Origin of the sequence: Pseudomonas sp. SWRI50 (assembly GCF_014269095.1) — a bacterium.
GTDB classification, from domain to species: Bacteria; Pseudomonadota; Gammaproteobacteria; order Pseudomonadales; family Pseudomonadaceae; genus Aquipseudomonas; species Aquipseudomonas kermanshahensis.
On sequence record NZ_JABWRW010000023.1, the window covers coordinates 45,892 to 72,588 of the forward strand.

Annotated in this window: 28 protein-coding genes and 1 pseudogene; 10 read left to right on the plus strand and 19 right to left on the minus strand. The window is 63.4% G+C overall.

Going from position 1 to position 26,697, the window contains the following annotated elements; genetic code table 11:
* Nucleotides 1-46: 46 nt before the first annotated feature.
* The 6 genes and pseudogenes from HU750_RS21280 to HU750_RS21305 all read right to left on the minus strand — a co-directional run.
* Entirely contained in the window at nucleotides 47-1,195 is a 1,149-nt protein-coding gene (locus HU750_RS21280; RefSeq protein WP_186682209.1) for a PQQ-dependent sugar dehydrogenase, read from the minus strand.
* A gap of 22 nt (nucleotides 1,196-1,217) precedes the next feature.
* Complete coding sequence (locus HU750_RS21285; protein ID WP_027596572.1) at nucleotides 1,218-1,535, minus strand: hypothetical protein; 318 nt, start codon at nucleotides 1,533-1,535, stop codon at nucleotides 1,218-1,220.
* A 147-nt stretch (nucleotides 1,536-1,682) separates the two neighbouring features.
* Nucleotides 1,683-2,762, minus strand: coding sequence for an extracellular solute-binding protein (locus HU750_RS21290; RefSeq protein WP_186682210.1), 1,080 nt, complete (start codon nucleotides 2,760-2,762; stop codon nucleotides 1,683-1,685).
* 182 nt (nucleotides 2,763-2,944) lie between these two features.
* Nucleotides 2,945-5,326, minus strand: a complete 2,382-nt coding sequence (locus tag HU750_RS21295) for a TonB-dependent receptor (RefSeq protein ID WP_186682211.1) — start codon at nucleotides 5,324-5,326, stop codon at nucleotides 2,945-2,947.
* 174 nt (nucleotides 5,327-5,500) lie between these two features.
* Entirely contained in the window at nucleotides 5,501-6,373 is an 873-nt protein-coding gene (locus HU750_RS21300; RefSeq protein ID WP_238348928.1) for a FecR family protein, read from the minus strand.
* 4 nt (nucleotides 6,374-6,377) lie between these two features.
* Nucleotides 6,378-6,884: pseudogene (locus HU750_RS21305) on the minus strand (RNA polymerase sigma factor); the annotation flags it as partial.
* A gap of 136 nt (nucleotides 6,885-7,020) precedes the next feature.
* On the opposite strand from HU750_RS21305, the gene HU750_RS21310 reads away from it, so the two are divergent.
* Nucleotides 7,021-7,500, plus strand: a complete 480-nt coding sequence (locus tag HU750_RS21310) for an LEA/WHy family protein (RefSeq protein ID WP_027596577.1) — start codon at nucleotides 7,021-7,023, stop codon at nucleotides 7,498-7,500.
* A 5-nt stretch (nucleotides 7,501-7,505) separates the two neighbouring features.
* Here the strand turns inward: HU750_RS21310 and HU750_RS21315 are convergent, their stop codons facing one another.
* Entirely contained in the window at nucleotides 7,506-7,769 is a 264-nt protein-coding gene (locus HU750_RS21315) for a hypothetical protein (RefSeq protein ID WP_027596578.1), read from the minus strand.
* 127 nt (nucleotides 7,770-7,896) lie between these two features.
* On the opposite strand from HU750_RS21315, the gene HU750_RS21320 reads away from it, so the two are divergent.
* Nucleotides 7,897-8,217, plus strand: a complete 321-nt coding sequence (locus HU750_RS21320; RefSeq protein WP_027596579.1) for an ElaB/YgaM/YqjD family protein — start codon at nucleotides 7,897-7,899, stop codon at nucleotides 8,215-8,217.
* 34 nt (nucleotides 8,218-8,251) lie between these two features.
* Here HU750_RS21320 and HU750_RS21325 read toward each other — a convergent pair whose 3' ends face one another.
* On the minus strand, nucleotides 8,252-8,869 hold the full coding sequence (locus HU750_RS21325; RefSeq protein ID WP_027596580.1) for a MiaE family protein: 618 nt from the start codon (nucleotides 8,867-8,869) through the stop codon (nucleotides 8,252-8,254).
* A gap of 154 nt (nucleotides 8,870-9,023) precedes the next feature.
* On the opposite strand from HU750_RS21325, the gene HU750_RS21330 reads away from it, so the two are divergent.
* Entirely contained in the window at nucleotides 9,024-9,887 is an 864-nt protein-coding gene (locus HU750_RS21330) for a universal stress protein (protein WP_186682213.1), read from the plus strand.
* Nucleotides 9,888-10,017: 130 nt separating this feature from the next.
* On the opposite strand, the gene HU750_RS21335 is transcribed toward HU750_RS21330, so the two are convergent.
* The 10 genes from HU750_RS21335 to HU750_RS21380 all read right to left on the minus strand — a co-directional run bounded on the left by HU750_RS21335 (nucleotide 10,018) and on the right by HU750_RS21380 (nucleotide 20,097).
* On the minus strand, nucleotides 10,018-10,221 hold the full coding sequence (locus HU750_RS21335; RefSeq protein WP_186682214.1) for a formate dehydrogenase subunit delta: 204 nt from the start codon (nucleotides 10,219-10,221) through the stop codon (nucleotides 10,018-10,020).
* On the minus strand, nucleotides 10,218-13,097 hold the full coding sequence (gene fdhF, locus HU750_RS21340) for a formate dehydrogenase subunit alpha (RefSeq protein ID WP_186682215.1): 2,880 nt from the start codon (nucleotides 13,095-13,097) through the stop codon (nucleotides 10,218-10,220). The genes HU750_RS21335 and fdhF overlap by 4 nt, the downstream gene beginning before the upstream one ends.
* On the minus strand, nucleotides 13,094-14,653 hold the full coding sequence (locus tag HU750_RS21345; protein ID WP_085274165.1) for a formate dehydrogenase beta subunit: 1,560 nt from the start codon (nucleotides 14,651-14,653) through the stop codon (nucleotides 13,094-13,096). The genes fdhF and HU750_RS21345 overlap by 4 nt, the downstream gene beginning before the upstream one ends.
* Nucleotides 14,647-15,129 carry a formate dehydrogenase subunit gamma gene (locus tag HU750_RS21350; protein WP_027596585.1) on the minus strand — a complete coding sequence of 161 codons (483 nt, stop codon included), beginning with the start codon at nucleotides 15,127-15,129 and terminating at the stop codon, nucleotides 14,647-14,649. Before HU750_RS21350 ends, HU750_RS21345 begins: the two co-directional genes overlap by 7 nt.
* 264 nt (nucleotides 15,130-15,393) lie before the next feature.
* Entirely contained in the window at nucleotides 15,394-16,551 is a 1,158-nt protein-coding gene (locus tag HU750_RS21355) for a glutathionylspermidine synthase family protein (RefSeq protein ID WP_186682216.1), read from the minus strand.
* Between the two features lie 2 nt (nucleotides 16,552-16,553).
* Nucleotides 16,554-17,270 (minus strand): DUF1190 domain-containing protein, encoded by a 717-nt coding sequence (locus HU750_RS21360; RefSeq protein WP_186682217.1) that lies wholly within the window; start codon nucleotides 17,268-17,270, stop codon nucleotides 16,554-16,556.
* Between the two features lie 28 nt (nucleotides 17,271-17,298).
* Complete coding sequence (locus HU750_RS21365; protein WP_027596588.1) at nucleotides 17,299-17,724, minus strand: DUF350 domain-containing protein; 426 nt, start codon at nucleotides 17,722-17,724, stop codon at nucleotides 17,299-17,301.
* A 12-nt stretch (nucleotides 17,725-17,736) separates the two neighbouring features.
* Nucleotides 17,737-18,336 carry a DUF2491 family protein gene (locus tag HU750_RS21370; RefSeq protein ID WP_186682218.1) on the minus strand — a complete coding sequence of 200 codons (600 nt, stop codon included), beginning with the start codon at nucleotides 18,334-18,336 and terminating at the stop codon, nucleotides 17,737-17,739.
* 130 nt (nucleotides 18,337-18,466) lie between these two features.
* The gene (gene sfnG / locus HU750_RS21375; protein WP_186682219.1) at nucleotides 18,467-19,561 is read right to left on the minus strand and encodes a dimethylsulfone monooxygenase SfnG; all 1,095 of its coding nucleotides are present in this window, start codon (nucleotides 19,559-19,561) and stop codon (nucleotides 18,467-18,469) included.
* A gap of 248 nt (nucleotides 19,562-19,809) precedes the next feature.
* Complete coding sequence (locus HU750_RS21380) at nucleotides 19,810-20,097, minus strand: DUF3077 domain-containing protein (RefSeq protein ID WP_027596591.1); 288 nt, start codon at nucleotides 20,095-20,097, stop codon at nucleotides 19,810-19,812.
* 622 nt (nucleotides 20,098-20,719) lie between these two features.
* On the opposite strand from HU750_RS21380, the gene HU750_RS21385 reads away from it, so the two are divergent.
* The 4 genes from HU750_RS21385 (at nucleotide 20,720) to HU750_RS21400 (ending at nucleotide 22,928) form a co-directional block, all read left to right on the plus strand.
* Complete coding sequence (locus tag HU750_RS21385) at nucleotides 20,720-21,067, plus strand: metalloregulator ArsR/SmtB family transcription factor (RefSeq protein ID WP_099453403.1); 348 nt, start codon at nucleotides 20,720-20,722, stop codon at nucleotides 21,065-21,067.
* A 28-nt stretch (nucleotides 21,068-21,095) separates the two neighbouring features.
* The gene (locus tag HU750_RS21390; RefSeq protein WP_027596594.1) at nucleotides 21,096-21,566 is read left to right on the plus strand and encodes an arsenate reductase ArsC; all 471 of its coding nucleotides are present in this window, start codon (nucleotides 21,096-21,098) and stop codon (nucleotides 21,564-21,566) included.
* Between the two features lie 9 nt (nucleotides 21,567-21,575).
* Nucleotides 21,576-22,277: an arsenical resistance protein ArsH gene (arsH, locus tag HU750_RS21395; protein ID WP_186682226.1), complete on the plus strand. Its 702-nt coding sequence runs from the start codon at nucleotides 21,576-21,578 to the stop codon at nucleotides 22,275-22,277.
* 213 nt (nucleotides 22,278-22,490) lie between these two features.
* Nucleotides 22,491-22,928, plus strand: coding sequence for an acetyltransferase (locus HU750_RS21400; RefSeq protein ID WP_186682228.1), 438 nt, complete (start codon nucleotides 22,491-22,493; stop codon nucleotides 22,926-22,928).
* 346 nt (nucleotides 22,929-23,274) lie between these two features.
* On the opposite strand, the gene HU750_RS27345 is transcribed toward HU750_RS21400, so the two are convergent.
* On the minus strand, nucleotides 23,275-23,859 hold the full coding sequence (locus tag HU750_RS27345) for an SEL1-like repeat protein (protein ID WP_186682230.1): 585 nt from the start codon (nucleotides 23,857-23,859) through the stop codon (nucleotides 23,275-23,277).
* A gap of 358 nt (nucleotides 23,860-24,217) precedes the next feature.
* Here HU750_RS27345 and dusA point away from each other — a divergent pair, with 358 nt between their 5' ends.
* From dusA to tal, 3 genes are all read left to right on the plus strand, one after another.
* Nucleotides 24,218-25,228 carry a tRNA dihydrouridine(20/20a) synthase DusA gene (dusA, locus tag HU750_RS21410; protein ID WP_099453399.1) on the plus strand — a complete coding sequence of 337 codons (1,011 nt, stop codon included), beginning with the start codon at nucleotides 24,218-24,220 and terminating at the stop codon, nucleotides 25,226-25,228.
* A 25-nt stretch (nucleotides 25,229-25,253) separates the two neighbouring features.
* Nucleotides 25,254-25,514, plus strand: a complete 261-nt coding sequence (locus tag HU750_RS21415) for a hypothetical protein (protein WP_186682232.1) — start codon at nucleotides 25,254-25,256, stop codon at nucleotides 25,512-25,514.
* Nucleotides 25,515-25,741: 227 nt separating this feature from the next.
* The gene (gene tal / locus HU750_RS21420; RefSeq protein ID WP_099453398.1) at nucleotides 25,742-26,668 is read left to right on the plus strand and encodes a transaldolase; all 927 of its coding nucleotides are present in this window, start codon (nucleotides 25,742-25,744) and stop codon (nucleotides 26,666-26,668) included.
* Nucleotides 26,669-26,697: the final 29 nt, after the last annotated feature.

Here is a 26,697-nt window from a genome sequence, read left to right on the forward strand (position 1 = left end):
CGCAAGGCTGCTCCTACACCGACCGTGCATGGCAGAAGCCAGCGCTTCAGCCCTCGCCCAGCCCCACTTTCAACAGCGCCCCGTCCTTGTCATCGGTCAACACGTACAGATACCCATCCGGGCCTACCCGCACATCACGGATACGCGCCTTGAGGTCCCCCAGCAAACGCTCTTCGTGCACCACCTTGTCGCCCTCGAGCTGCAGACGGATCAATTGCTGAGTAGCCAGCGCCCCAATGAACAGGTTGTGGTCCCACGCTTTGAACGTCGGGCTGTCGTAGAACGCCATGCCGCTGATGCCAGGGGACTTTTCCCAGACATGGTGCGGGTCGACCATGCCATCGACGTGCTTGCCCTTGGCCTCCGGGATCGGCAACAGCGAGTAATTGATGCCGTGGGTGGCAACCGGCCAGCCGTAGTTCTTGCCGGGCTGGGGAATGTTGATTTCGTCGCCGCCCCGTGGGCCGTGTTCGTGAGTCCAGAGCTTGCCAGTCCAAGGGTTGAGTGCTGCGCCCTGCTGATTGCGATGGCCGAACGACCAGATCTCGGAGCGCACGTTGTCTTTGCCGACGAAGGGGTTGTCTTTGGGTACTTCGCCGTCAGGCAAGATCCGCACGACCTTGCCTTGCAGCTTGTCGAGGTCCTGGGCAGTCGGCCGCTGGTTATTTTCGCCCAGGGCAATGAACAGGTAACCGTCTCGGTCGAATACCAGCCGCGAACCGAAATGGTTGCCCACCGAGAGCTTGGGCTGCTGGCGGAAGATCACCGTGAAGTTTTCTAGCCGTGCGCGGTCTTCGGACAACTGACCGCGGCCGACCGCCGTCCCTGCCTTGCCATCATTGCCCGCTTCGGCATAAGACAGGTAAACGGTGCGGTCCTTGCCGAACTCCGGCGACAACACCACGTCCAGCAACCCGCCCTGCCCTTCGGCCCAGACCTGAGGCACGCCACTGATGGGCGGGCCGACCTTGCCTTCGGCGTTGACTACCCGCAGGTTGCCGGGGCGCTCGGTCACCAGCATGTCCTTGCCGCCCGGCAAGAAAGCCAATGCCCAAGGGTTGCGCAGGCCATCGGCGACGGTGCTGACGGTCAATGGCCCTTCTTCGCTGGGGAACTGCTGCTCGGAAGCCGCGTGCGCCCACAGGGGCAGCAGCGCGGCAGCGGTCAAGGTGGTCAGCCAGGTAGCTCGGGTCATGCAGAATTCCTTTCGACGGGGCTTACGGCGCGCGTGGGTTATCGCGCGGCGGCCGGGTGGGTTCCAGATTGGGCGCTTGCTGCTGGCGGCGCAGGTTGTCGCCGTTGCCAATGCCGCGGTTGTCCAGCGAGGGCGTGCGCTGGTAGGGGTCGGTGGACGGGCCACGCACGGGCGGTGTGGCCGGCATGCTGCCCTGGCGGCTATTGGGGTTGGCGCGCTGGATCGGGCTGTTGTAGGGGTTGTTGTTGCTGGCCGCGAGTTGCAAGGGCGCAACCGGCGCTGCGCGCGCGGGCAGGCACAACGCCAAGCCAATGGCCAGGATTGGCAGTGCTAGGTTCATGCTTCACCTCCTGTACGAAATGCCGCGCCTTGTGCGTTGGATAGCCTAAGACGCGAGGGGTTCGCGGCAAAAGTGTGAAAGCGGCTGGAGATAATTCCTTATGTTTCAGTATGGACACCAAGGGGCTGCAGCGCAGCCCCGCCGGGCTCATTGGCCGCTGCGGAAGGCCATCCACAGGCGGTTACGCTGGCGCAAGTCGGACAGCGCCATGCTGCGGTCGGCGTACAACCGTTGACGCACCTGGGCTGGCGGGTAGATGTCCGGGTCGTTGCGCACGGCAGCGTCGACCAAGGGGGTGGCCGCTTGGTTGGCATTGGCGAAGAACAGCGTGTTGGTCAGCGCGGCGACCGAGTCCGGCTTGAGCATGAAGGCGATGAACGCGCGGGCTGCCTCGGGGTGTGGCGCGTCCTTGGGGATGACCAGGTAGTCCTGCCAGACCAAGGTGCCTTCCTGGGGGATGCGGTAGATCAGCTCGAACGGTTTGCCAGCACGGCGTGCCTGGTCGGCGGCCATCGCCGCATCACCGTTGTAGGTGAGCGCCAGGCACACGCTGCCATTGGCCAGGTCGCTGATCTGCCGGCCGTTGGCAACATAGCGCACAGAGGGCTGCAGCTGGTTCAGCAGTGCCTGCGCGGCGTCCAAGTCGGCCTTGTTCTGGCTGTAAGGGTCCTTGCCCAGGTAGTTCAAGGTCAGGCCGATCACTTCCTGCGGCGAATCAGGCATGGCGATGCCGCAATCCTTCAGGCGGCTGGCGTACTCCGGTTTGAACAACAGGTCGAGGCTGTCCAGCGGTACATCGCCCAGGCGCTGGCGCACGGCCTCGACATTCACCCCCAGGCCCAGCGTGCCCCAGGTGTAAGGCACCGCGTAGCGGTTGCCGGGGTCGGCCTCGGCCAGTTTGGCCAGCAAGTCCTTGTCGAGGTTGGCATACCCGGGCATGGCCTGGGCATCGAGCGGCTGCAGGGCCTTGGCCTTGAGCGCCCGGGCCAGCACGGTGGATGACGGCACCACCACGTCATAGCCGCTGCCACCGGTCAGCAGCTTGGTCTCCAGCACCTCGGTGGTGTCAAAGGTGTCGTAGCGTACCTTGTAGCCCGTTTCGCGCTCGAAGCGCTGGAGGGTTTGCGGGGCGACATAGTCGGCCCAGCTGTAGAGGTTGACGACCTTCTCCTGGGCTTGCAGCGGCAGGGCCAGGCACAGGAACAGCAGGCACAGCGATCGACGCATGACGGACACCTCGGCAAAGGGAGCTGTCCGTCACTGTAGTCCACACCACTCGCACCCTGCACGATTCGGGTAGGAGCAGCCTTGCGCTGCGAAGAGGCCAGTGGCAACAGCATAGATTTCCGCTGCTTGCACCGGCCTCTTCGCAGCGCAAGGCTGCTCCTACCTGAAACCCGCCATAGCTGTCAGTAAGCCATGCTCCAGGTCAGGGTGTAGGTGCGCCCACGGCCCTGGTAGTCATACAGGTACGCCGGGCCATAGGTCGGTGCGTAGAACAACGTCGCCCGCTGCCCCCAGACCGTGCTGTACTGCTTGTCCAGCAAATTCTGGATACCTGCGCTGAAGGTGCCGAAGCCGGTGTCCTGGCTGCCCAACAGGTCGAAGGTGGTGTAACCGTCGATCTCGTGGTCGGCATCGTCCTTGAGGGTGAACGCATGGTTGGCCTGCAGGCGGGCACTGCGGCCATCGCCCTTCCAGCCAACAAACGCCGTGGACTTGGACAGCGATGCATAACGGGCATCGCGTTTCATCCAGCCACCGTCGACGTCTTCTTCCTCGGAGCGGGTCAGGTGCAGCGTACCCCCGGCTTCCCAACCGCTCTGGAAGTGGCGGGTCAACGCACCTTCGACACCAAAGTCACGGCTCTTCTGCTCTTCGACATTGATGGTCAGCGTTTGCGAATCGACATTGATGATCTTGTCCGACCAGATGTAGTACAGCGCCGCCTGAGCGTCCCAATCCACGTCGGCATAGCGCCAGCCCAGCTCGACCTGGCGGCTCTTGATGCCGGCCAGCGGGTTGTCGGCGACGCTCAAACCCGGCTTGCCGTAATACTTGGCCGGGTCCGGCAGGTCGAAACCTTCACCGTAATTGGTCCACACCTGATGGCCATTCTTGAAGTCGTAGATGGCGCCGACGTTGTACAGGTTGACTTGGTAATCGTTGCTGCCGCCGGGTACGCCTTTGAACTCGCTGACATCCACGTCCATCTGCTGGCGCCGTGCGCCGCCGGACAAGGTCAGGTTGTCGGTGGCATGCCAATCGAGCTGGGCGTACACCGACACACCGTCAACCCGGTAGCTGGGGTAGCGCGCGGCCTTGCTGGCCTTTTCCATGTCCAGCCCACCGCTTTCGGATGAGGTCAGGGCGTCGAAGGTGGTCTGTTCGGCGTTGAAACGCTCGCGGTCCAGGTCGACGCCGTAGGTCAGCTTGAGCGTCTCCCACTGCTTGGCGAACAGGCCTTTGAGGCTTGTGACCTCGAAGTTCTGTTGTGATGCGGCGAAGTACACCCCGCGCGAACCGGTGGGTGTGGCGCGGTTGTAGTACGGGAACGGGTAGAAGTTGTCGTCTTCCTTGCGGTACGAGGCCTGCAGGTAGAAGTCTTGGCCCAGCACATCGGTGTGATGGTAGTTGGCGTTGAGCAACAGGCGCCGGGTACGTGGCTCCAGGTCAGAGGAATAGCCACTGCGCAGCTCAGCGTCTTCCAGGTCCGAGGGGGCGTTGTAGTTGAGGTTGGGGAAGTAGATGCCGGTGCTGCCGTGGTTGCCCGAGTCGTAGTACTGGGCCAGCAAGTCCAGGCTCTGCTCATCGGTCAGCTTCAGCCCCAGGGTGCCGAGCACGTCAAGGGTGCGGTTGTATTGCAGGTCGGTCTGGGTGTTGTCGATGAAGATCTGATCGCCAGCGCCGTCATAGAAGGCTTCGTTCTGTTCGCCGGAAATACCAAGGCGGGCACTGACCCGCTCGTTGCCGCCGCTGATCGACTGGGCGATGCGGGTGGCCAGGTCATCACTGTTGTTGAAGCCGCTGCTGGCACCCAGCTGGGTCTCGAAGCGGGCCGGGCCGGGCTCACCCTTCTTGGTCACGATATTGATGATGCCGCCGGTGGCGCCGCCGCCGTAAAGGGCGCTGGCCCCCGACAGCACTTCGACACGCTCGACGTTGAACGGCGAGATGCTGTCGAACTGGCGCGACAGGCCGCGCGAGCTGTTCTGGCTGACCCCGTCGATCATCACCAGCACATTGCGCCCGCGCATGTTCTGGCCATAGTTGGTGCGCCCTTCTGGCGCCAGGTCCAGGCCAGGCACCAGCTTGCCGATGGCTTCCTTGAGGCTCACGCCGCTGTCGATCTGCTCACGCAGCTGCTGCTGGTCGACCACCCAAACGGTGCCAGGGATTTCGCTGATCGCCGTGCTGGTGCGCGAGGCCACACTGACCTCGATGGGCTTGAGGTTGACGGCCTGCGGCGCGGCGTCCGCCTTGCGCAGGGTGACCGTGCGGGCGTCGCTGAACTGCCAGCTCATGCCACTGCCCGCCAGCAACTGCTGCAGTGCCTGCTCGATGCTGTAGCTGCCCTGCAACGCCGGGCTGTTCAGGCCCGCGACATCGTGGGTGGTGTACAGCAGGTGCAACCCGGCCTGGTCGGCGAAGGCCGTCAGTGCCTGGTCCAGCGCCTGGGCAGGCAGGTCCAGTTGCACTTGGCGGGCTTCCACCGGGGCCTGTTGCGCAACACTTGAGGCCATCGCCTGCAAGGGGCCGGCCAGCATGGCCAAGGCAGTGCAAGACAACATGGCGTGATGAAGGGGACCGCTGCGGCGGTGAACAGGCTTGAGCGTAAGGGCCACGAATGAGCTTCCAGACAAGTCGTAAATGAGAATGGGTTGCTGATCAGTCCCACTACGACGATCTGGCCTGGCTGAACTTGCAGCGGCAGATGAAAAATATTTAGATTATTTTTTACCGGCTCAGTGCACCACGGCCAACCACGGCAAATAGGTGACCTGCAGGCCATAACGTTGCTCAAGGGTGCGCAGCAGCGCCTGGGGTTCATCGAGGTCGAATACACCGCTGACTTCCAGGGCCGCCAGCTTCGTGTCAGACAGCAGAATACGCCCCTGTTGGTAGCGCTCAAGCTCCGCCAGCACCTGCCCCAGCGGCTTGCCGTTGAAGATCAGCTTGCCGCGCTGCCAAGCGGTCTGTGCACTGGCGTCAGGCGACACCGGTACGCTGCGCTCACCCACCGTGGCCTCGCCCTGGGCCAGTACCACGCGGCCATCGCGGCGCACGCTGAACGTCGCGCCCGTGCCGCGCACCGCCTCGCCTGCACTATCGACCACAAAGGGCCGTGGGTCACTGGCCGTCTCGAACAAGGCTTCGCCCGCATTGAGCACCACGCGGCGCTCGCGGTCGGTGAACGCGACGGTCAACGCACTGCCACTGTTCAGCAGTACCCGCGAGCCATCGGCCAGGGTCACCGCCTGCCGTTGCCCGAGGCCTGTGTGGTAGTCCGCTAGCCAGATAGGCGCCTGTTGCCAGCCGGTATAACCCGCGACCAACAGCGCCAGCGATGCTGCCAGGCCTGCGGCCCAGTGCCGTTTGCGTCGGGCAGGCGGTGCCGCGACAACCTGAGCGGTTGGGGTGTGGCCGAGGTCCAGCCACAGAGCCTCTGCCTCACGCGCGGCCTCGGCATGCGCCGGGCTCAGTGCGCACCAGCGCTGGTAGCGCGCGTGGTCCGCCGCACTGGCGTTGCCCGAATGCAACAACACCTGCCAATCGAGGGCATCGTCAGAGAGGTCGCTGAGCGGTTGGGCGGCTGGCATGGCGTAAGGCTCAGTCATGGTTGTGTTTGAGCCAGTCACGGCAATGGCGCAGCGCCTGGCCGATGTATTTTGCCACCATGCTCTCGGAAACGCCCAACCGTTGTGCAATCTGCGCCTGGGTCAGGCCTTCGACGCGGTTGAGCAACAGGGCCTGGCGGGCATTGCTGGACAGTTGCAACAGCGCCTCATCGAGTATCTGCAAGCGCTCGCGGGCGAGCAGCGTGGCCTCGGGCGCAGGCGCCGGGCAGGCTACCTCGCCAGTGCCATCGGTATCTTCGTGGCGGGCGGCGATACGCTGTTCACGGCGCAAGGCATCGATCGCCAGGTTGCCCGCCACCCGGAAGATGAAGCTGCGTGCATGCAGCACCGGCACGGCCTGCTCGTCGATCTTCACCAGCTTCAGGTACGTCTCCTGCGCGACGTCGGCAGCACGCTGCCGGTCGCTCATGCGCCGAGTCAGGAACAGCAAGAGGTCGTCGTAGTGCTCCTGGAAACTCGCCAGCAGACCAGACACGGGAGACGTCAGCATGGGGTAGGAGAAAGGCCAGTAAGAGGGATTGTCGGGCGTTAATGAGAAACAGTATCTTTCATTAGACGCGCTACTTTCAACGTCAACGCGCATTTGCCACACTGGCGGTTGAATTTTTCAGGCAAGGTTGCAACCCATGACTGCCCGATTGCACCGCTGGTTGCTGATACTGCTGATGGCTTACGGCCTCAGTGCCTGCGCCTTGTTCCAGGCGCGTGACCCACTGAATATCAACGTGATTGGCATCGAACCGCTGCCCGGGCAGGAGCTGGAACTGCGCATGGCGGTGAAGATACGTGTGCAGAACCCCAACGAAACCGCGATCGATTACAACGGTATCGCGCTCGACCTGCAGGTGAACGGCCAGCCGCTGGCCGCCGGTGTCAGCGACCAGCAGGGCCACATAGGCCGTTTCGACGAGGCGGTCATCGTGGTGCCGGTGAGCGTGACCGCGTTCTCCTTCCTGCGCCAGGCCTATGGCCTGGGCCAGCGGAGTTCGCTGCAAGGGCTACCCTATGTACTGCGCGGCAAATTGGCCGGTGGGCTGCTGGGCACCGTCCGCTTCACCGATGAGGGCACGCTGGACCTGCCCAAGGCAGCCGGCACCTACTGGTAGAGCACTCAGCGATTGCTGTTGGCGGCGGCCATCATCTTGTTGACTTCGCTGCGCACCATGCTGGCGTATTCGGGCGGCGACATGGCCTCAAGTTCAGCCCGCACCCATTCCGCCCATTTACCCTTACGCCGTGGCTTTTCGGAGATAAGCCGGGCGGCTTCGCCCTTGGCCTTGCCCAGGTTGCTCTGCCACAGTTCGAACAACCGCGCCTTCTCTGCCTCGATCTGCGCCCGTTCCTCGAAGCTCTTGTTGGCCAGATTGAAACTCATTGAAGGTACCTGCCTGCTGAAAATGGCCGCTATCTTACACCGTAGCGGCGCGTCATCGGAAAGCCGGCGCAACTTTCCCGACGCACCGGCATCCATTGTTCACCCCCCCATTGACGAGGATGAGTTCATGGCCCGAAAAAACGCCGTACAAGCCGCCAGCGATCAGATCAAGGATCAGGTCTTCAGCGAACTGCAGTCACTGATCGAAGAATCCGAAAAGCTGCTCAACGACAGCGCTGCCCTGGTTGGCGAGGAGGCCGAAACCCTGCGCGCGCAAGTCAGCCTCAAACTGCGCCAGGCTCGCCAGGCCGCGAGCAACGTACGTGACAAGGCTCAACCGGTGGTGGATGCCACCCAGGACTACATCGGCGGCCACCCTTGGCAGACCGTCGCGGTGTCCGCAGGCTTCGGCCTGGTGGTCGGCCTGCTATTGGGTCGCCGCTACTAAGCCCTTTTATGAACGCAGTGCCGCCTGAACGGCTTCAGGCGGCCTGCGCCATTGGGATGCCGCTATGAAAGCGCAATTCCTGGTCCGGTGACTGGATCAGCTCGGCTTCTGCCTCACGTACCAGCTCAACCCTGCGGGCGATGTCCGCTTCTTCGCCATACTGATGGGCCAGCTTCAGGTAGCCCTGGTAATGGCGCGCTTCACTCTTCAACAGGCCGTGGTAGAACGTGCCCAGTTCTTCATCCAGGTGCGGCACCAGCGCGGCAAAGCGCTCGCAACTGCGTGCTTCGATAAAAGCCCCCACCACCAAGGTATCGACCAGTTTGACCGGCTCGTGGGCACGTACCAAGCGGCGCAAGCCGGAGGCATAACGCCCGGCCGACACTGGCCGCAAGGGCACGCCCCGGCGCTTCATCAGGCGCAGCACCTGCTCGTGGTGCACCAGCTCTTCACGGGCCAGGCGCGACATCATGTTGATCAGATCCAGGTGCGTGTTGTACTTGGCGATCAGGCTCAGGGCAGTGCTGGCGGCCTTGAACTCGCAGTTCTTGTGGTCGATCAGCAGGGTTTCCTGGTCGGCAAGCGCCGCTTCGATCCAGGCATCTGGGGTCGGGCAGCCAAGAAAGGCGTCGATTTCGGGGATCAAGGACATAAGCGTGCAACCAGACAGAACAGGCAGGGCCGGCGATTATACCGGCGGCAACCGGCAGCGCCAGTGACTATGCTTGATGTACATCAAGCGGCGACGGGTGAGGCGCCGACTATAGTCAGGCACTGGTCGCCATCTTTGAAGGGAGCTCACGCCCATGCAAGCCGTCCGCAGCATCCTCGTCGTCCTCGACCCCGCGCATGCCCACAGCCGGGCCTTGACCCGTGCCAAGCTGATCGCAGGCGTGACCGGCGCGCGCCTGCACCTGTTGATGTGCGACAAAAAGCAGGATCACAGTGCGTTGCTCAGCCTGCTAAGCAGCCAGTTGCACGATGACGGATACGACAACGTCACCCATGAGGCGGCCTGGCGTGACAACCTGCACGACACCATCATCTATGTGCAGCAAGCCGAGGGCTGCGAGCTGGTCATCAAGGAGCATCGGCCGGACAACCCGCTGAAAAAGGCACTGCTGACCCCCACCGACTGGAAGCTGCTGCGCCTGTGCCCCAGCGCGGTGCTGATGGTAAAAAGCGAGCGGCCGTGGACCGGCGGGGTGGTTCTGGCGGCGGTGGATGTCGGTAACCAGGATGAGGACCACCGCCTGTTGCACGCGAGTATCATCGACCATGGCTATGCGATTGCCGGCCTGGCCAAAGGCGATTTACACGTCATCAGCGCACACCCCTCCCCCATGCTGTCCGCCTCGGACCCGACCTACCAGCTCAGCGAGACCATCGCCGAACGCTACCGGGAAGCCTGCCGCGCGTTTCAGGCCGAGTTCGACATCAGCGATGACCGCCTGCATGTCGCCGAAGGCCCGGCGGATGTGCTGATTCCCTACACCGAGAAACAATACAATGCCGTGGTGACGGTGATCGGCACGGTGGCCCGGACGGGTATTTCCGGGGCATTGATCGGGAATACCTCCGAGGTGGTGCTCGATTCGCTCGAAGGGGATGTGCTGGTGCTCAAGAGCGAAGAAGCGATTGCCCACCTGACAGAGCTGGCCCGCGGTTGAAGCATGTGTGGCCCTTGTAGGAGCAGCCTTGTGCTGCGAAGAGGCCGGTGACAGCAGCATAGATTCACTGAGCTGTCACCGGCCTCTTCGCAGCACAAGGCTGCTCCTACAAATACAAAGGGCGGCGCGTTTACACCAGCGCCTCGCGCACTTTCGGGTCCAGCCCTTCCCCCGGATGGGCCTCGCTCCACGCCAGCAACTGCCGGCGCATCGCCGGCGTCCAGAAGCTCTGGATGTGCTGCCTCACCCCTTGCACCGCCAGCTGCCGGTTCGGTTCGCTGTCAAAATAATGGGCAATTTGGTTGGCCATCTTGACCAGGTTGTCATTGCTCATCGGCGCACCTCGGCTTTCTCTTGCTGCTCGGCAGTACGGCGCTCTTTGAGCAGGCGGCGCTGTTCGTCGCTGAAGTCCTGGTAACGCTTCTGCCATTCAGACGGGTGGAACACTTTCACCACCTCCACCGCCGTGACTTTATATTCAGGGCAGTTGGTGGCCCAGTCGGAGTTGTCGGTGGTAATCACGTTGGCCCCCGACTCAGGGAAGTGGAACGTGGTGTACACCACCCCCGGCGCCACCCGCGCACTGACCTTGGCGCGCAGCACCGTCTGCCCGGCGCGGCTGCCGATACCGACCCAATCGCCATCGCGGATGCCACGGCTTTCGGCGTCGGTGGGGTGCAGCTCAAGGCGGTCGGCGTCATGCCAGGCGACGTTGCCAGTGCGGCGGGTCTGGGCACCGACGTTGTACTGGCTGAGGATACGCCCGGTGGTCAGCAACAGCGGGTAGCGGCTATTGACCTTCTCGTCGGTCGGCACATAGCCGGTGAGCATGAAGCGCCCTTTGCCCCGCACGAACTGGTCGATATGCATGGTCGGCGTGCCATCGGGCGCGGCATCGTTGCACGGCCACTGCAGGCTGCCATGGCGGTCGAGCTCGGCGTAGCTGACGCGGTGGAAGGTCGGCGTCAGGCGCGCGATCTCGTCCATGATCTCGGCCGGGTGGCGGTACTGCATCGGGTAGCCCAAGGCGTTGGCCAGGGCCACGGTCGCTTCCCAGTCAGCTTTGCCGGCCAGGGGTTCCATGACCTTGCGCACCCGCGAGATACGGCGTTCGGCGTTGGTAAAGGTGCCGTCCTTTTCAAGGAACGAACTGCCCGGCAGGAACACGTGGGCGAACTTGGCCGTCTCGTTGAGGAAGATGTCCTGCACCACTACACATTCCATGGCCAGCAAGGCGGCCGTGACGTGCTGGGTGTTGGGGTCGCTCTGGGCGATGTCCTCACCCTGGCAGTACAGCGCCTTGAAGCTGCCATCCAGGGCCGCCTCGAACATGTTGGGGATGCGCAGGCCTGGGTCTGGCTGCAACGTTACCCCCCAGGCCTGCTCGAACTCGGCACGCACACCTTCGTTGGAAATATGCCGGTAGCCAGGCAGTTCATGCGGGAACGAGCCCATATCGCACGAGCCCTGCACGTTGTTCTGCCCGCGGAGCGGGTTCACCCCTACCCCTTCGCGGCCGATGTTGCCGGTGGCCATGGCCAGGTTGGCGATGCCCATCACGGCGGTGCTGCCCTGGCTGTGCTCGGTGACCCCCAGGCCGTAGTAGATGGCCGCGTTGCCACCGGTGGCGTACAGCCGTGCGGCGGCGCGGATCTGCTCGGCAGGCACGCCACAGACCGGGCCGAGTAGTTCTGGCGCGTTCTCTGGCTGGCTGACGAAGTCGCGCCAGCGGGCGAAGTCCTCGGTCTCGCAGCGGGCGTCGATAAAGCGCTGGGCCAGCAAGCCTTCGTTGACGATCACATGGGCCAGGGCGTTGAGCATGGCCACGTTGGTACCGGGGCGCAGTTGCAGGTGCAGCTCGGCGCGGGCGTGGGGCGAGTCGACCAGGTCGATACGCCGTGGATCGATGACGATCAGCCGCGCGCCCTGGCGCAGGCGGCGTTTAAGCTGCGAGCCAAACACCGGGTGGGCATCGGTGGGGTTGGCGCCGATCACCAGCACCACGTCGGCCTGCATCACCGAATCGAAGCTCTGCGTGCCCGCCGATTCACCGAGGGTCTGCTTGAGGCCATAGCCCGTGGGCGAATGGCACACCCGCGCGCAGGTGTCGACGTTGTTGTTGCCAAACGCCGCACGCACCAACTTCTGTACCAGGTAGGCTTCTTCGTTGGTGCAGCGGCTGGAGGTGATGCCGCCGATGGAATCACGCCCGTACTTGAGCTGGATGCGGCGGAACTCGCTGGCGGCGTAGGTTACCGCCTCGTCCCAGCTGACTTCTTGCCAAGGGTCTTCGAGGCGCTTGCGGATCATTGGTGTGGTGATGCGGTCCGGGTGGGTGGCATACCCCCAGGCGAAGCGGCCTTTGACGCAAGCGTGGCCATGGTTGGCGCCGCCGTTCTTGTCCGGGACCATGCGCACCAGCTGGTCGCCCTTCATCTCGGCACGGAACGAACAACCGACACCGCAATAGGCGCAGGTGGTAATCACCGCACGCTCAGGCTGGCCGAGCTGCACCAGGCTTTTTTCGGTCAGGGTCGCGGTCGGGCAGGCCTGTACGCAGGCGCCGCACGACACGCACTCCGAGGCCAGGAAGTTGTCCCCGCCAGCGGCCGCTACCCGCGAGTCGAAGCCGCGGCCAGTGATGGTCAGGGCGAAGGTGCCCTGGATGTCTTCACAGGCGCGCACGCAGCGGCTGCAGACGATGCACTTGCTCGGTTCATAGTCGAAGTACGGGTTGGAAACGTCCTTTTTCTCGGCCAGGTGATTGGCGCCGTCATAGCCGTAGCGTACCTCGCGCAGGCCGACCTGGCCGGCGACGGTCTGCAGTTCGCAGTTGCCGTTGGCCGAGCAGGTCAGGCAGTCGAGCGGGTGATCGGAGATGTACAGCTCCATCACATTGCGCCGCAACCCCGCCAGGCGCGGGGTTTCGGTGCGCACCACCATGCCTTCGCTGACCGGGGTGGTGCACGACGCCGGGTAACCGCGCATGCCTTCGATTTCCACCATGCACATGCGGCACGAACCGAACGCCTCGAGGCTGTCGGTGGCGCACAGTTTGGGGATGCTGGTGCCAAGCATGGCGGCGGCGCGCATGACCGAGGTGCCAGCAGGCACGCTGATGGCACGGCCGTCGATGTTCAGGCTGACCTGCACCTCGCTGTCGCGTGCTGGGGTGCCAAGGTCGGACTCGGGGTCGAAGAAATTGATCACTGCGCGGCCTCCGTGTGGGTCAGCCCGAAATCGGCGGGGAAGTACTTGAGCGCGCTGGCCACCGGGTAAGCGGTCATCCCGCCCATGGCGCACAGCGAGCCGTACTGCATCGTGTCGCACAGGTCGCGCAGCAGCAGGGCCTGGTCGTGGCGTTCGGTGAAATCGGTGGTGGCGATCAGCCGGTCCACCACCTCCATGCCACGGGTCGAGCCGATGCGGCACGGTGTGCACTTGCCGCACGATTCTTCGGCGCAGAACTGCAGGGCGAAGCGGGCCATGCTGGCCATGTTCAGGGTGTCGTCCGCCACCACCACACCGCCGTGGCCGAGCATCGCGCCCATGGCAGCGAAGGCCTCATAGTCCAGCGGCGTGTCGAAGTGGCTGGGCGGCACCCAGGCGCCGAGCGGGCCGCCGACTTGTGCGGCCTTCAATGGCCGGCCGCTGGCGGTACCACCCCCGTAGCCTTCCACCAGCTCGCGCAGGGTCAGGCCAAACGCGCGCTCCACCAGGCCACCGTGGCGGATGTTGCCCGCCAGCTGGAACGGCATGGTGCCCAACGAACGGCCCATGCCGAAATCGCGGTAAAACGCCGCGCCCTTGGCCAAAATGATTGGCACAGACGCCAGGGTGAGCACGTTGTGCACCAGCGTCGGCAAGCCGAACAGGCCCTGCAGGGCCGGCAGGGGCGGCTTGGCCCGGACGATCCCGCGTTTGCCTTCGAGCGATTCCAGCAACGCGGTTTCTTCGCCGCAGATATAAGCGCCAGCACCGACCCGGACTTCCAGGTCGAAGGCCTGGCCGCTGCCGGCCACGTCATCGCCCAGGTAACCGGCGTCGCGGGCTATGGCAAAGGCCTGGTCGAGCACGCGAATGGCGTCCGGGTATTCCGAGCGCACGTAGATGTAGCCTTTGTCGGCACCCACGGCGAGGCCAGCGATGATCATGCCTTCGATCAGCAGGAACGGGTCGCCTTCCATCAGCATGCGGTCGGCGAAGGTACCGGAGTCGCCTTCGTCGGCGTTGCAAACCACATACTTTTGCCCAGCCCCGGCATCACGCACGGTGCGCCACTTGATACCCGCCGGGAAGGCGGCGCCACCCCGGCCACGCAGGCCAGAATCAAGTACGGCAGCGACCACCTCGGCACCGTCCAAGGCCACGGCGCGCTCCAGCCCGGCAAAACCGCCATGGGCGCGGTAGTCGTCCAGCGACAGCGGCCGGGTCACGCCGGCACGGGCGAACAGCAGGCGTTGCTGGGATTTCAGATAAGCGATGTCTTCAACCAGCCCCAAGGCCAGGCCATGGGCCTGGGGCTGGCCGGCCAAGGCATCGAGTAGCGCCGGCACATCGTCCGCAGTCACCGGGCCGAAACCCTGGCGCCCTTGGGCGCTGTCGCATTCGACCAGCGGCTCCAGCCAATACAGCCCACGCGAACTGGTGCGCTGGATATCGACCGCCAACTGCCGGCGCTCGGCCTCGCGTTGCAGGGCCTCGGCAACCTGGTCGGCACCCACGGCACGGGCCACCGAATCGCAGGGGATGTACACCTTCAGCATGTTTCGCCCTCCAGGCAACCGTTCACCAGGGCACGCAGGCGCTCAGGCGTGAGCCGCGCGTGCAGTTGGCCGTCCAGTTCCAGCGCGGGCGAGCAGGCGCAGGCGCCCAGGCAATACACCGGACGCAGGCTGATAGCGCCGTCGGCGCTGGTGCCATGGTCGTCCAGTGCCAGTTGGTCGCGCAGTTGCGCGGCCAGGGCCTCGGCGCCACGGCTCTGGCACGACTCGGCCCGGCACAGGCGCAGGGTATGGCGTGCCGGCGCGGTGGTGCGGAAATCGTGGTAGAAGCTGATCACCCCGCGCACCTCGGCCAGGCTGAGGTTCAGGGCATGGGCAATTTCAGGGACGGCCGCATCCGGCACGAAGCCGATGTCTTGCTGAATGGCGTGAAGGATCGGCAACAGGGCGCCGGGGGTGTCCTTTTCACGGGCCAGGATGCTGTGGATCAAAGGCAGGTGGAGCAGTTCATCAGGCATACAGCGGACCTCGGCATCACGGACCCTGCCTGTGTTGTTGTAGGGGCAGGTGTCCGGCGTGTTCTGCTGCGGCGTGCCGGCCACGTCACGGTTGCGGGGTGTCGGCAGCCTCCTTGCCCACGGCCGTGCGTCTGCGCGCACTGGTCCAGGAGCATCCTGCAAGCATGGCACTTGTGGCGCCGGAGGGTTGCATGCGAACGACCAGGCGCATCCTGAAACCGACGTGAGGTTCAGGCTGTTTCGGTTGCCCCGCTTTGCAGTCCGTCAGCCCAGCACGACATGCGGCACAAACCGCGAACTGTCTTTGGTAATCAGCGAATCATCCTCACGAATCCCCATCCCTGCCGCCTTGTCGCCGACCACCCACGAACCGATCAGCGTGTAGCTGTCGCCAAACCTGGGCAGCGGCGCAAACCCTTGCAGGATGTACGGTGCGTCGTCATAAGGGCCGTCTTCGAAGACCCGCTGCCCCGTGCCGGTGCGGATATCGACGTTGGCCCCTTCCCGCGAGAAATACGGCTTGCGCACCCACCCTCTAGGCACTGGCCGCGAAGGGTTGTCATCGACGAAGGCTGGCAACAGATTGGGGTGCCCTGGGTACCACTCCCACAGCAACGGCAAGATGCCCTTGTTGGAGATCAGCGCCTTCCAGGGCGGCTCGACGAACTGCGTGTCGCACCCCGGGATAGCCCTGCCGAAGTCTTCGCGGAAGATATGCTCCCAGGCATGCAGCTTGAACAGCCGCGGGATCGGCCGCCCCTCCAGGTCGACGAAACGCCCCTCGCCATTCAGGCCGATGTCCTCCAGGTCGATGTGCCGGGTATGAATACCTGCGTGGGCGGCCATCTTGCGCAGAAAATCCGTGGTGCCACGGTCTTCCACCGAGCCCGAGATGGTCGAGAAGTAGAACGTGCCCTGCCCCGGCTGCGCGGCAAACGCCTGCACCAGGTCTTCGGCCAGGGTATTGAACTGGCTGGCCTGCGCGGGCAGAACGCCTCGCTGGATCTGTTCTTCCAGCCAGATCAGCTGAAACGCCGCGGCTTCGTACAACGAAGTCGGCGTGTCGTAGTTGGCCTCGATCAGTTTCGCCGGGCCATGGCCGTCATAGCTGAAATCGAAACGCCCATAGAGGTGCGGCTGCCGCGCCAGCCACGATTGCCGCACCAGGTCGAAGAATGCCGGTGGAATCGCCAGGCGTGCCATCAGCACCTCACTGTCGACGATGCGCCCGACAGCCTCCAGGCACATCGCGTGCAGCGCCTCGGTCGGGGCCTGCAGGTCCCGCTCGACCTGGGCCTGGCTGAACTGGTAGTAACCCCGTTCATCCCAGTAACGCTCGCCGTCGAGGGTGTGGAAGGCAAAGCCTTCTTGCTGGGCTGTCTTGCGCCAGCCTGGGCGCTCTGCGAGTGCGACCTTGCGCATGATCACCCCCCGAAGAAGCTACCGGACTTGCCGCCCCAGCCGCTTCGAGCCGTCGCCTGGCTGCCAAACCCACCCCGCGAGATGGACGCAGACACCGCCGAGCGCGACGCGCTGCGGCCTGAGGCGCCATAGCTACCGCCGCCGCCGGAGCCACCGCCGCTGCTGCTCTGTTCGTCTTTGTTGCTGCGCTGAATGCCCCCGGCCGTGCCGTAGCGCTGCCCAAGCAGGCCATTACGCTGCCCGGCACCCTCGCGATACGCATACAGCGGCTGCGCGCGGTAACGGCGGTCGGCGCTGCTGGCCATCTGCCCAAGTAGCATGCCAGCCACTACGGCGGTAGCGACATGGCCATAACCGCCGCCCTGGGCGTGCGCCGCATCGACCTGGGCCTGGGTCACCTCGCCGGTGGTCTCCAACGCGAACCCACTCATGCGCGGCATGTACCGGCCACCGACGCTGATCTGGCAGCCATCAGGGGAAAATTCTGCTTCGCAGGCGGGCTTGGACACATAGGTCGGCGTGGTACGCCGGTACTCGGCCAGCGCCTGTTTGTAGGCATCGTTGCAGGCCTTCTCCGGCACCTTGTCGCTGACACAGGCTTCGACACTGTCGTAGTTCACCTGCTGGCTGACGGTGTAAATCTCCTCCTGCGGGCTGCACGCGGTCAGGGCCAAGGGCAGCGAGCTGGCCAGTACCAGCTTGACGGAGCTGCGTCTCATTGGGGGTTTCATGGGAGCTCCTTGGGCGTCAGGCCGACGGGGTCATGCAGGCCGAATTGAGGAAGCCGACGCTGATCGCCACGCTGGCAGCGTAGATGGCCGCGGCCAACTCGCCCGCGGCGATACGCCTGGACAGGTCGCGCAGCACCAGGCTGGTAATGCCAAAGGCAATCAATTGAACCACAGCGGCGATCACGACCCAGGCCACGAAATCCAGGATGCCAACGCTGTAGGCAATGATATTGCTGGCCGGCAGCGAGAAGCCGATCAGCGAGCCGCCCAAGGCAATGGCCGCGGCCGGGTTGTTCTCACGAATGAGCGCGAACTCCCGGTGCGGGGTAAGGCGGGTGTAGATGAACTGGAACAGCCAGAACAGCAACAGTGCCACGCTGATATAGAGGATGAAGCCAGTCACTGCAGAGGCATTGAGCGACAGGCGTAGCGCGTCGAGCATGGTGAGTCCTTGTCAGGTTACGTGAAAGTCCGTGGGGAACAGGGTGATGCCGAGCGAGGTGGTGAGGGTGGCCTTGCCCGCCTCGTCTTCCTCCGCCGACAACAGCAGAAATTCGCGGCGCTCAGGCAGGCCAGTGTCGCGAGCGTAGAGCATTGAGAGGTGCTGGATGCCATAACGGGCGTCGGGGCTGACCACCCGCTCGTACAACGGCACCAGCCTGGCCTGGCCCGGCTCACGGCCCCACTGGCGGGAATACAGACAGCCGTCGTGTTCGTAGATCGGCAGGCCGACCTTGGACTGGCTACCGACAAGGCGCTGAAGGTGCGCCTCATCGTGGAGGGCTACGGCGCTGTGATAACCGAACAGCACGCTATCGCCCACCTTGTCGCCGTTCATCAGCACTTGCAGCCAGTAGTCTTCGTTGTCCAGGTAATACCGCAGCAGGTGCACCGAATCGCCGAGGTCGACCTCGCCGGTGGCCCAGACCGTTTCCGGGCCGGGAACCTGCAACGCTGAATAACCCTCGAGCAGTGGCTTGAGTGATGCGTCGGGTATGAACCGGCGGCCGTTGAGCAGGCCGAAGGGCGGGTTGGTACTGGGCGAAAGCGGCATCGAACCTTTCCTGAAGCGGGGCAATCCTTGCGAGGGGCGATACCTTAACGGGTTTGGCCGATTGAGCCAATCCAAGCACTGTTTGCATTGATGTCAGGCGCGGCCCTTGTAGGGCCGTGCCTGGCAGGCCTCACGCCACCGCTTTTTCCACCCGGCGCCCGGCCTCCAGCTCGCGCACCAGCGGCAACACATGCTCACCGAAGTACGCCACCTCCTCCTGGAAATGCAGGAACCCTGAAAGGATCAAATCCACCCCCACCGCCTTCAGCGCAACAATGCGCTCGGCAATCTGCAGCGGTGTGCCGATCAGGTTGGTCTTGAACCCATCGTTGTACTGCACCAGGTCCTCGAAGCTGGAAGTAGCCCAGTTGCCCTCGCCTTCCGGGCTGGCCGCCCCGGCGTTCTTGACCTCATGCCCAAACGCCTTTACCGCCTCGGGGTTGGCCTTGTCGATGATCTCCTGCAACACCGCCCGTGCCTCTTCCTCGGTGTCGCGGGCAATGATGAAGGCATTCACCCCCACCTTGATCGCATGGCCGTTGGCGGCGGCCTTGGCACGCAGATCGTCGACCTGGGCCTTGATCCCCTCCACGGTATTGCCATTGGTGAAGTACCACTCCGACACCCGCGCCGCCATGTCCCGCGCTGCTCGCGAACTGCCACCCTGGAAGATTTCCGGGTGCGGCTGCTGCAGGGGTTTGGGCTTGAGGGTGTAGTCCCGGAAGCGATAGAAATCGCCGTTGAAGGTGAAATTGTCTTGGGTCCAGATGCCCTTCAGCGCACGGATGAACTCCTCTGAACGGCGGTAGCGCTCGTCATGGTCCAGCCACGGTTCGCCGATGGCGTGGAACTCGCCCTTGAACCAGCCCGACACCAGGTTGATGGCGATCCGGCCCTGGGTGAACTGGTCGATGGTTGCCAGTTGCTTGGCCGCCAGCGCCGGGTTCCATGGGCCTGGAAGGATGGCCGCGATGACCTTGAGCTTCTCGGTGGCGGCCAGCAGCGCATGGCTGATGGTGACCGACTCGTGCTGGTTGTCGGCACCATAACCGGCAGTGAAACGGATTTGCGACAGGGCGTAGTCAAAGCCCGCCTTTTCGGCGATCTGCGCCAGTTTACGGTTGTAGTCGATGTCCCAGCTGGTGCGCTGCTCGATGGTGCTCACCACCAGGCCACCGCTGACGTTGGGGACCCAGTAGGCGAACTTGATTGGGGCTTGGCTCATGGGGAGGCTCCTTGGCTGTCCTCGAAGGGTTGAAGGAGACAACGCAGCAACCGTGCCAAACGAAAATAGCGTTGCGCCTCAATGGGATAGCCAACAGCGCAGACGGGGCGCGGTGCCCTCTAGGCAGCAGACTGTCGAAACACTGTTGCGGGGCCAACACGGCTAGCAGCGACTGGGAGTGTTCTTGCCAATACCACCTTCGGAAAAGATCTTCATTGTTTACACCCTCACTGTTGAGCGCTGACGCATCAGCGGTGCTTGCGCATGCCCATGTGCGCATCGTCCATCAGCGCCTTGGCCATTTCGCAAAGAAAGTGCGAGGCCCAGACCAGCACAGGTTCGTCGTCCATTACGCCGATGAACGAGGCTCGTCTTGAGCAGTCCATCAGCACCGACGCCTGCTCGATGGCATGGTCGCAGCAGTTGCCGGGTTCTACGCGAAACAGGCGCTTGCCCTGTATCACGCCGTCCAGGCACGACGCGGAGCCTATGGTCAAACCCAGCGTGCCGGTGCGTTCTGGTAATACCTTGTCCATTGCCTATCCCCCTGCGCTGTCGCGCTGAAAACAACGTTCGCAAGCGCGTCGACGCCCCCTGTAGGAGCGGGCTTGCCCGCGAAGGGCTGTAAAGCAGCCCCGGCATCGGTGAACGTCAATGCAGCGTCTGCATGTGCGGCTTGGCCGTGAGTTGCACCTGCGCAACCGCCGATTCCAGCAATGTGCGCACAGCTTCCATTTCGTGCATGACGGCCAGGGTCATGATGGAGGCAGGCGACTTGGGAAGCGTGGAGACGGCGTGGTGGCGGCTACGTGCGGGCCTGCAAGACCGGACTTGGAGGTCAATTGCCCGGCTGGCCCGAAGGCCACCCGCACGCAGCCACCATTGAACTAAGCCAACAGCAAACTGAGACCAATCCAAGCAACGGGCTTGCAGACCCGGTCGTTGAATATGCAACGACCCAGCGAGACTAGGGGGCTCAGCTTTCCATCGCAATGACGCAATGGCCTGCAAAGAGTTATTCAGAAACGCCCTACAAAGAAGAGCCAAAGTCTGATCATTTCCGGTAGCTCTGTATCAATTTCGTGCCGCATTTTTCCCGCTTGCCTAATACATATGGAAATCCGTATATTCAATTATCCATATGTAAAGAGCACCTCCATGATCACCCCACCCGAGGTCTTCAAGAACCTGGCCGACGAGACCCGCGCTCGTGCCACCCTGCTCATCGCCAACCTAGGCGAGCTCTGCGTTTGCGAGCTGATGTGCGCGCTCGACGACAGCCAGCCGAAAATCAGCCGCCATCTCGCCCAACTGCGAAGCAGCGGCCTGTTGCTGGATCGCCGCCAAGGCCAATGGGTGTATTACCGCCTCAACCCGAACCTGCCCACGTGGGTGCACGACATGTTGCAGGTGACGTTGCAGGCCAACGCCACCTGGCTGCAGGCGAACACAGCACGCCTGCAGCACATGGCCGACCGCCCCGTCCGCGCAGCCGCCTGCTGCTGAAGCCGCCACCCCGCGAGAGAGCCTTCCAATGCAAGTCCTGTTCATGTGCACCGCCAACAGCTGCCGCAGCATCCTCAGCGAAGCGCTGTTCAATCACCTGGCACCGCCAGGCTTCGCAGCCGTCAGTGCCGGCAGTTTTCCCAAAGGCCAGGTGCTGCCGCGCAGCCTCACCACCCTGCAGCAGGCCGGCATTTCCACAGAAGGCCTGCGCAGCAAAGGTAACGATGCCTTCGCCGCCAACCCGCCAGACATCGTCATCACCGTCTGCGACAAAGCCGCCGGTGAACCCTGCCCCGTGTACTTCGGCCCAGCCCTAAAAGCCCACTGGGGCCTGGAAGACCCTTCCGAGGTCGAGGGTGACGAGGCCGCGATTGACGCCGCGTTTAACGCCACGCTGGCCATCATCGAGCGACGCTGCAACGCCCTCTTCGCCCTCCCCTTCAATACCCTCGGCCACGACGAGCTCCAGCGCGAGCTGGACCGCATCGGCACGCTTTAAGGAGGCCCCATGCCCGAGCAACTGCCCAACCTCGACCTGTCCCTGTTCGACGCAGCCCCAGCCGCGCCCCGTGCCAGCGAGCACAAACCGCGCATCCTGCTGTTGTACGGGTCGACCCGCGAACGCTCCTTTAGCCGCTTGCTGACCGAAGAGGCCGCCCGCCTTCTGCAGCATTTCGGTGCCGAGACGCGCATCTTCGATCCCTCCGGCCTGCCGTTGCCTGACGACGTGCCGGTAGAGCACCCCAAAGTGCAAGAACTGCGTGACCTGGTGCTGTGGTCCGAAGGCCAGGTCTGGTGCTCGCCCGAACGCCACGGCGCCCTGTCGGCCGTGTTCAAGGCGCAGATCGACTGGGTCCCCCTGGCCCTCGGCGCCGTACGCCCCACCCAAGGCAAGACCCTGGCCGTGATGCAAGTGTGCGGGGGTTCGCAGTCGTTCAACGTGGTCAACCAACTGCGCGTACTGGGCCGCTGGATGCGCATGTTCACCATCCCCAACCAGTCCTCGGTGCCCAAGGCGTACCTGGAATTCGACGATGCCGGCCGCATGAAACCATCGCCCTACTACGACCGGGTGGTCGACGTGATGGAAGAGCTGGTGAAGTTCACCCTGTTGCTGCGCGACCGCACCGAGTTTTTGGTGGACCGCTACTCCGAGCGCAAAGAAAGCGCCGAGCAGCTTACGGCGCGGGTTAACCAACGTTCGATCTGAGTGATTACCGGGGACGGCGCGGCTTTGAAGCCGTCCCCGGCCCTTGACGCAACCTGCGGGTATCAGTACGTTTTCAGCCCCTTCCTTTTCGGCCCCCTCTGCAGTGCACCGCCCAGGCGTTAATTCGCGAAGCGGGCATTCAAGATGCCGACACTTATACGGTCGCCTAATGGCGTGCCGCTACTCCGTTATCAAGTGAACAAGGTTGATTACATGATCATTCGTCAGGCCAACGCCGCAGACCATCCACTGCTGCTCGACATCTGGCTGCGCGCCGTTCGCGCCACTCACCATTTTTTGCAGGCATCCGACATAGACGCGCTGCTGCCGCAGTTGCGCGATGTTTACCTTCCCGCTGTCGAGTTGTGGGTCGGGGTCGATGCTGAAGATTGCCCGTTAGGCTTCATCGGGCTGAATCAGGAGCATGTGGAAATGCTCTTTATCGACCCCGACCTGCGTGGGCGAGGGATTGGGCGTGCGCTGCTGGATTACGCACGCGGTTCGCGGCACACGCTGAGTGTGGATGTGAACGAGCAGAACCCTGAGGCTGTGGGGTTTTATCTGCATTATGGGTTTGTGCAGACGGGGCGCTCTGAGGTGGATGGTGAGGGGCGGCCGTTTCCGTTGTTGCATATGAGTTTGCCGAGTTAAACGGTCGAGCTTGATGGGCAGTTGGGCTCGCGGAGCTAAAGCACCCGCGGGCTTTCCATGGAGCGTTTACGCTGAGCGCTTTTTAACAGCCCATCGCAGCGGTCCGGCGCCCCGACAAGCCAGCTCCTACAGGAGTAGCGTATTTCGTGTGAGTCTCGCTCACCTGTAGGAGCTGGCTTGCCTGCGATGGGTCGCGCAGCGGCCCCCTTGGCCCTAAGTGGCTGGCATTAGGATTTAGCCCGTCTCTCGAAGATCTGCCTCTGGGGACACCCGCGAATAACGTACGCGAGCCCGAACTGCCCTTCCTTCAATCAGCCCTGAGGGTTGCAGGGCCGAGAAAACAGGCTCATCGCGCTTTGTAGGCGTTCATACAGGCCGAGGCGCGCTGGCGGGCATCAGCCAGCTTCTCTACCGGCATCTTGTCAACGATCTCCACCAGGCTTTCGCGGGCGTCGCTCGCAATCTTCAGCTCGGTGTCCGCATGCGCATCCGCAGCTGCAGCATTGCGTGTGGCGGTATCAATGGCACAGCGCACCCATGTGTAAGACTGAACGGGATCTGGCCTCACCCCTTTGCCTTCCTGGTAAGCGATGCCCAGATGCCACTGAGCCTCCGAGACACCCAGCGCTGCGCCTTTGTGCCACAGATCGACAGCCAAGGATGGGTCGGCCTGCATGCCAAGGCCATAGTAGGCCAGGTAGCCCAAGTTGTTGAGCGCAAGCCGATTCCCTTGCGCCACGGCCTGACGCCACTGCACCACCGCTTCAGGATAGTTTTCGCGCTTGTATGCATCGACACCCAGGCCATAGGCCGAGTCGCCTCGTGATCCGATGCGCGTTTGATCGGTGGCAGGGGTTGAAGGGATGGAGGATGTGCAGGAGGTCATCATCAATACGCTAACGATGAACGCAGTCCTGAGGTTCTGATGCACGATGGAATCCTTGCCATGTGTCGGTCGGGGCGGGACGTTATCGGAAATTGTGCCTGCCAACAAGGTAGCGGTACCGGGCAGGGGCGCGGCCTGTGGGACTTCGGTTATAGAGGCCTAATGTCGCGCCAACAGCATCCGAAGGACGTGTTTCCAGACGAACCGCGATTTCTCTTGGTAAACTAGCCGTCTTCCACACTCACGCGAACATGGCCGATGTAGCGGGCTTAGCAATCCGCCTCTGCGTGTGCTGTTGCCACGGGAATTTGCTATACGTCGCCGCCCGGTTGCTAAATCGCAGCCACCGCTTGCTGAAATCGCCCTGAAAACCCCGAATCCGGTACGAAACACGTTGAACGAAATGACTGCAAAATCAGGCTCTAACCCAGTTGCGACAAGGCCTGAGCCGTCGCGCCGGTTCTCCGTTGCACCGATGATGGACTGGACAGACCGCCACTGCCGCTTCTTCCTGCGCCTGCTCTCCAAGCACACCCTGCTCTACACCGAAATGGTCACCACCGGCGCCCTACTCCACAACGACGCCCACCGCTTCCTGCGCCACGACGTGTCCGAGCACCCGCTGGCCCTGCAACTGGGCGGCAGCGTGCCGGCCGACCTGGCGGCCTGCGCACGCCTGGCCGAGGAGGCGGGCTACGACGAGGTCAACCTTAACGTTGGCTGCCCGAGCGACAGGGTGCAGAACAACATGATCGGTGCGTGCCTGATGGCCCACCCGGCGTTGGTGGCTGATTGCGTCAAGGCAATGCGCGATGCGGTGTCGACGCCGGTGACGGTGAAGCACCGTATCGGCATCAATGGCCGTGACAGCTATGCCGAGCTGTGCGATTTCGTCGGCCAGGTGCGCGAGGCTGGGTGCCGGAGTTTTACCGTGCATGCGCGGATTGCGATTCTTGAAGGGCTGTCGCCCAAGGAGAACCGTGAGGTGCCGCCTTTGCGCTACGACGTGGCGGCGCAGCTGAAAGCGGACTTCCCGGACCTTGAGATCGTGCTTAACGGCGGGATCAAGACGCTGGCGGAATGCCAGGCGCACCTTGAAACGTTCGATGGGGTGATGCTGGGGCGTGAGGCGTATCACAACCCTTACCTGCTGGCCGAGGTGGACCAGCAGTTGTTTGGCAGCGAGGCGCCGGTGATCAGCCGCAGTGAGGCGCTGGCGTTGTTGCGGCCTTATATCGTGGCGCACATCGAGAGCGGTGGGGCCATGCATCACGTCACCCGGCATATTCTGGGGCTGGCTCAGGGCTTCAAGGGGGCGCGGCGGTTCCGGCAGCTGTTGTCGGCGGATATTCACAAGGCGCCAGAGCCGTTGGTGGTGTTTGATCAGGCAGCGGAGTTGATGCAGGGTCATTGATGAATGAACCAGGGATGGATTGGCAATGAAGAAAAGACGCACGCGTTCGCAGGGCAGCTTGGGCGTGGCAGTGGCGATCTTTGCCCCGGTGGGCATCATTCTGGCGGTCGCCTCGCAATACCCGACGATGATCGAGCGCAGGGTTGAAGCGAGAAAGGCGCAGGCGCGTGCGGCACAGCCGGCGCCTCGCCCTGCGGGGACCACGCTGGAAATCATCATGCCCGACGGCCAACGGCTCCAGGAAGGGCAATCGGGCACCTTGGGCGAAGCCCTGAAAAGCAGGTAGTCGGCAGCCTTGGGAACCTCGGGGCTGTGGGTGAATCGAATCATCACCTTGCGTAGAACTTCAGGGGCTTGCCTGCCGTTTTGGGCTGAGACCTTGGGGCTGTTGCGCAACCCATTCGCGACGCAACGCCGCGCCCACATGCGGTTTGCCCGAGCGGCTTCGACGGGCCTTGAGCGGCCGCCGGGGCTCGGGTAATGTCGAGTCATTGCACAGGACAGAGCACGCCCATGACCTCCAAGCTGGAACAACTCAAGCAGTTCACCACCGTGGTCGCCGACACCGGGGACCTGGACGCCATCACCCGCCTGAAACCGGTCGATGCCACCACCAACCCGTCGCTGCTGCTCAAAGCCGCCGCCATCCCCGGCTATGCCGACCTGCTAAAGCAGGTAAAAAGTAAAGCCAAGGGCGACGTGGACCTGGCCTGCGACGAGTTTGCGGTCGCGGTCGGCTCCGGGATCCTTAAGGTCATCCCTGGCCGTATCTCCACTGAAGTGGATGCGCGCCTGTCGTTCGATGAGCAGGCCCTGCTGGCCAAGGCCCGTCAGTTGATCGCCCTGTACGATAAAGCCGGGGTCGGCAAAGACCGCGTGCTGATCAAGCTGGCCTCGACCTGGGAAGGCATCCGCGCCGCCGAGAAGCTGGAGAAGGAAGGCATCCAGACCAACCTGACCCTGCTGTTCTCCTTCGCCCAGGCCCAAGCCTGCGCCGATGCCGGGGTGTTCCTGATCTCGCCGTTCGTGGGCCGTATCTACGACTGGTACAAGAAGAGCACCGGCAAGGAATACGTCGGTGCCGAGGACCCGGGCGTGCAGTCGGTCACGCGCATCTACGACTACTACAAGACCAATGGCTACAACACGGTGGTCATGGGTGCCAGCTTCCGCAACATCGGCCAAATCGAGCAACTGGCAGGCTGCGACCGCCTGACCATCAGCCCCGAACTGCTGCAGCAGTTGAGCGATGACCAGGGCGAACTGCCGCGCGTGCTCAAGCCGGGCAACACGGGCGAGGCCAAGCAGGTATTGAGCGAGAGCCAGTTCCGCTGGGCGATGAACGAAGATGCCATGGGCACCGAGAAGCTGGCCGAGGGTATTCGCCAGTTCGCGCGGGATCAGGAGAAGCTGGAGAAGTTGATGGCTGAAAAGGCCTGATACATTTTGGGTTTGCCTGACGGGCGGGA

What these genes read in the sequence shown, in the direction of transcription:
- HU750_RS21280 (WP_186682209.1), bottom strand. Translation starts at nt 1,195, where the DNA reads ATGACCCGAGCTACCTGGCTGACCACCTTGACCGCTGCCGCGCTGCTG.
- HU750_RS21285 (WP_027596572.1), bottom strand. Translation starts at nt 1,535, where the DNA reads ATGAACCTAGCACTGCCAATCCTGGCCATTGGCTTGGCGTTGTGCCTG.
- HU750_RS21290 (WP_186682210.1), bottom strand. Translation starts at nt 2,762, where the DNA reads ATGCGTCGATCGCTGTGCCTGCTGTTCCTGTGCCTGGCCCTGCCGCTG.
- HU750_RS21295 (WP_186682211.1), bottom strand. Translation starts at nt 5,326, where the DNA reads ATGTTGTCTTGCACTGCCTTGGCCATGCTGGCCGGCCCCTTGCAGGCG.
- HU750_RS21300 (WP_238348928.1), bottom strand. Translation starts at nt 6,373, where the DNA reads ATGACTGAGCCTTACGCCATGCCAGCCGCCCAACCGCTCAGCGACCTC.
- HU750_RS21310 (WP_027596577.1), top strand. Translation starts at nt 7,021, where the DNA reads ATGACTGCCCGATTGCACCGCTGGTTGCTGATACTGCTGATGGCTTAC.
- HU750_RS21315 (WP_027596578.1), bottom strand. Translation starts at nt 7,769, where the DNA reads ATGAGTTTCAATCTGGCCAACAAGAGCTTCGAGGAACGGGCGCAGATC.
- HU750_RS21320 (WP_027596579.1), top strand. Translation starts at nt 7,897, where the DNA reads ATGGCCCGAAAAAACGCCGTACAAGCCGCCAGCGATCAGATCAAGGAT.
- HU750_RS21325 (WP_027596580.1), bottom strand. Translation starts at nt 8,869, where the DNA reads ATGTCCTTGATCCCCGAAATCGACGCCTTTCTTGGCTGCCCGACCCCA.
- HU750_RS21330 (WP_186682213.1), top strand. Translation starts at nt 9,024, where the DNA reads ATGCAAGCCGTCCGCAGCATCCTCGTCGTCCTCGACCCCGCGCATGCC.
- HU750_RS21335 (WP_186682214.1), bottom strand. Translation starts at nt 10,221, where the DNA reads ATGAGCAATGACAACCTGGTCAAGATGGCCAACCAAATTGCCCATTAT.
- HU750_RS21345 (WP_085274165.1), bottom strand. Translation starts at nt 14,653, where the DNA reads ATGCTGAAGGTGTACATCCCCTGCGATTCGGTGGCCCGTGCCGTGGGT.
- HU750_RS21350 (WP_027596585.1), bottom strand. Translation starts at nt 15,129, where the DNA reads ATGCCTGATGAACTGCTCCACCTGCCTTTGATCCACAGCATCCTGGCC.
- HU750_RS21355 (WP_186682216.1), bottom strand. Translation starts at nt 16,551, where the DNA reads ATGCGCAAGGTCGCACTCGCAGAGCGCCCAGGCTGGCGCAAGACAGCC.
- HU750_RS21360 (WP_186682217.1), bottom strand. Translation starts at nt 17,270, where the DNA reads ATGAGACGCAGCTCCGTCAAGCTGGTACTGGCCAGCTCGCTGCCCTTG.
- HU750_RS21365 (WP_027596588.1), bottom strand. Translation starts at nt 17,724, where the DNA reads ATGCTCGACGCGCTACGCCTGTCGCTCAATGCCTCTGCAGTGACTGGC.
- HU750_RS21370 (WP_186682218.1), bottom strand. Translation starts at nt 18,336, where the DNA reads ATGCCGCTTTCGCCCAGTACCAACCCGCCCTTCGGCCTGCTCAACGGC.
- sfnG (WP_186682219.1), bottom strand. Translation starts at nt 19,561, where the DNA reads ATGAGCCAAGCCCCAATCAAGTTCGCCTACTGGGTCCCCAACGTCAGC.
- HU750_RS21380 (WP_027596591.1), bottom strand. Translation starts at nt 20,097, where the DNA reads ATGGACAAGGTATTACCAGAACGCACCGGCACGCTGGGTTTGACCATA.
- HU750_RS21385 (WP_099453403.1), top strand. Translation starts at nt 20,720, where the DNA reads ATGATCACCCCACCCGAGGTCTTCAAGAACCTGGCCGACGAGACCCGC.
- HU750_RS21390 (WP_027596594.1), top strand. Translation starts at nt 21,096, where the DNA reads ATGCAAGTCCTGTTCATGTGCACCGCCAACAGCTGCCGCAGCATCCTC.
- arsH (WP_186682226.1), top strand. Translation starts at nt 21,576, where the DNA reads ATGCCCGAGCAACTGCCCAACCTCGACCTGTCCCTGTTCGACGCAGCC.
- HU750_RS21400 (WP_186682228.1), top strand. Translation starts at nt 22,491, where the DNA reads ATGATCATTCGTCAGGCCAACGCCGCAGACCATCCACTGCTGCTCGAC.
- dusA (WP_099453399.1), top strand. Translation starts at nt 24,218, where the DNA reads ATGACTGCAAAATCAGGCTCTAACCCAGTTGCGACAAGGCCTGAGCCG.
- HU750_RS21415 (WP_186682232.1), top strand. Translation starts at nt 25,254, where the DNA reads ATGAAGAAAAGACGCACGCGTTCGCAGGGCAGCTTGGGCGTGGCAGTG.
- tal (WP_099453398.1), top strand. Translation starts at nt 25,742, where the DNA reads ATGACCTCCAAGCTGGAACAACTCAAGCAGTTCACCACCGTGGTCGCC.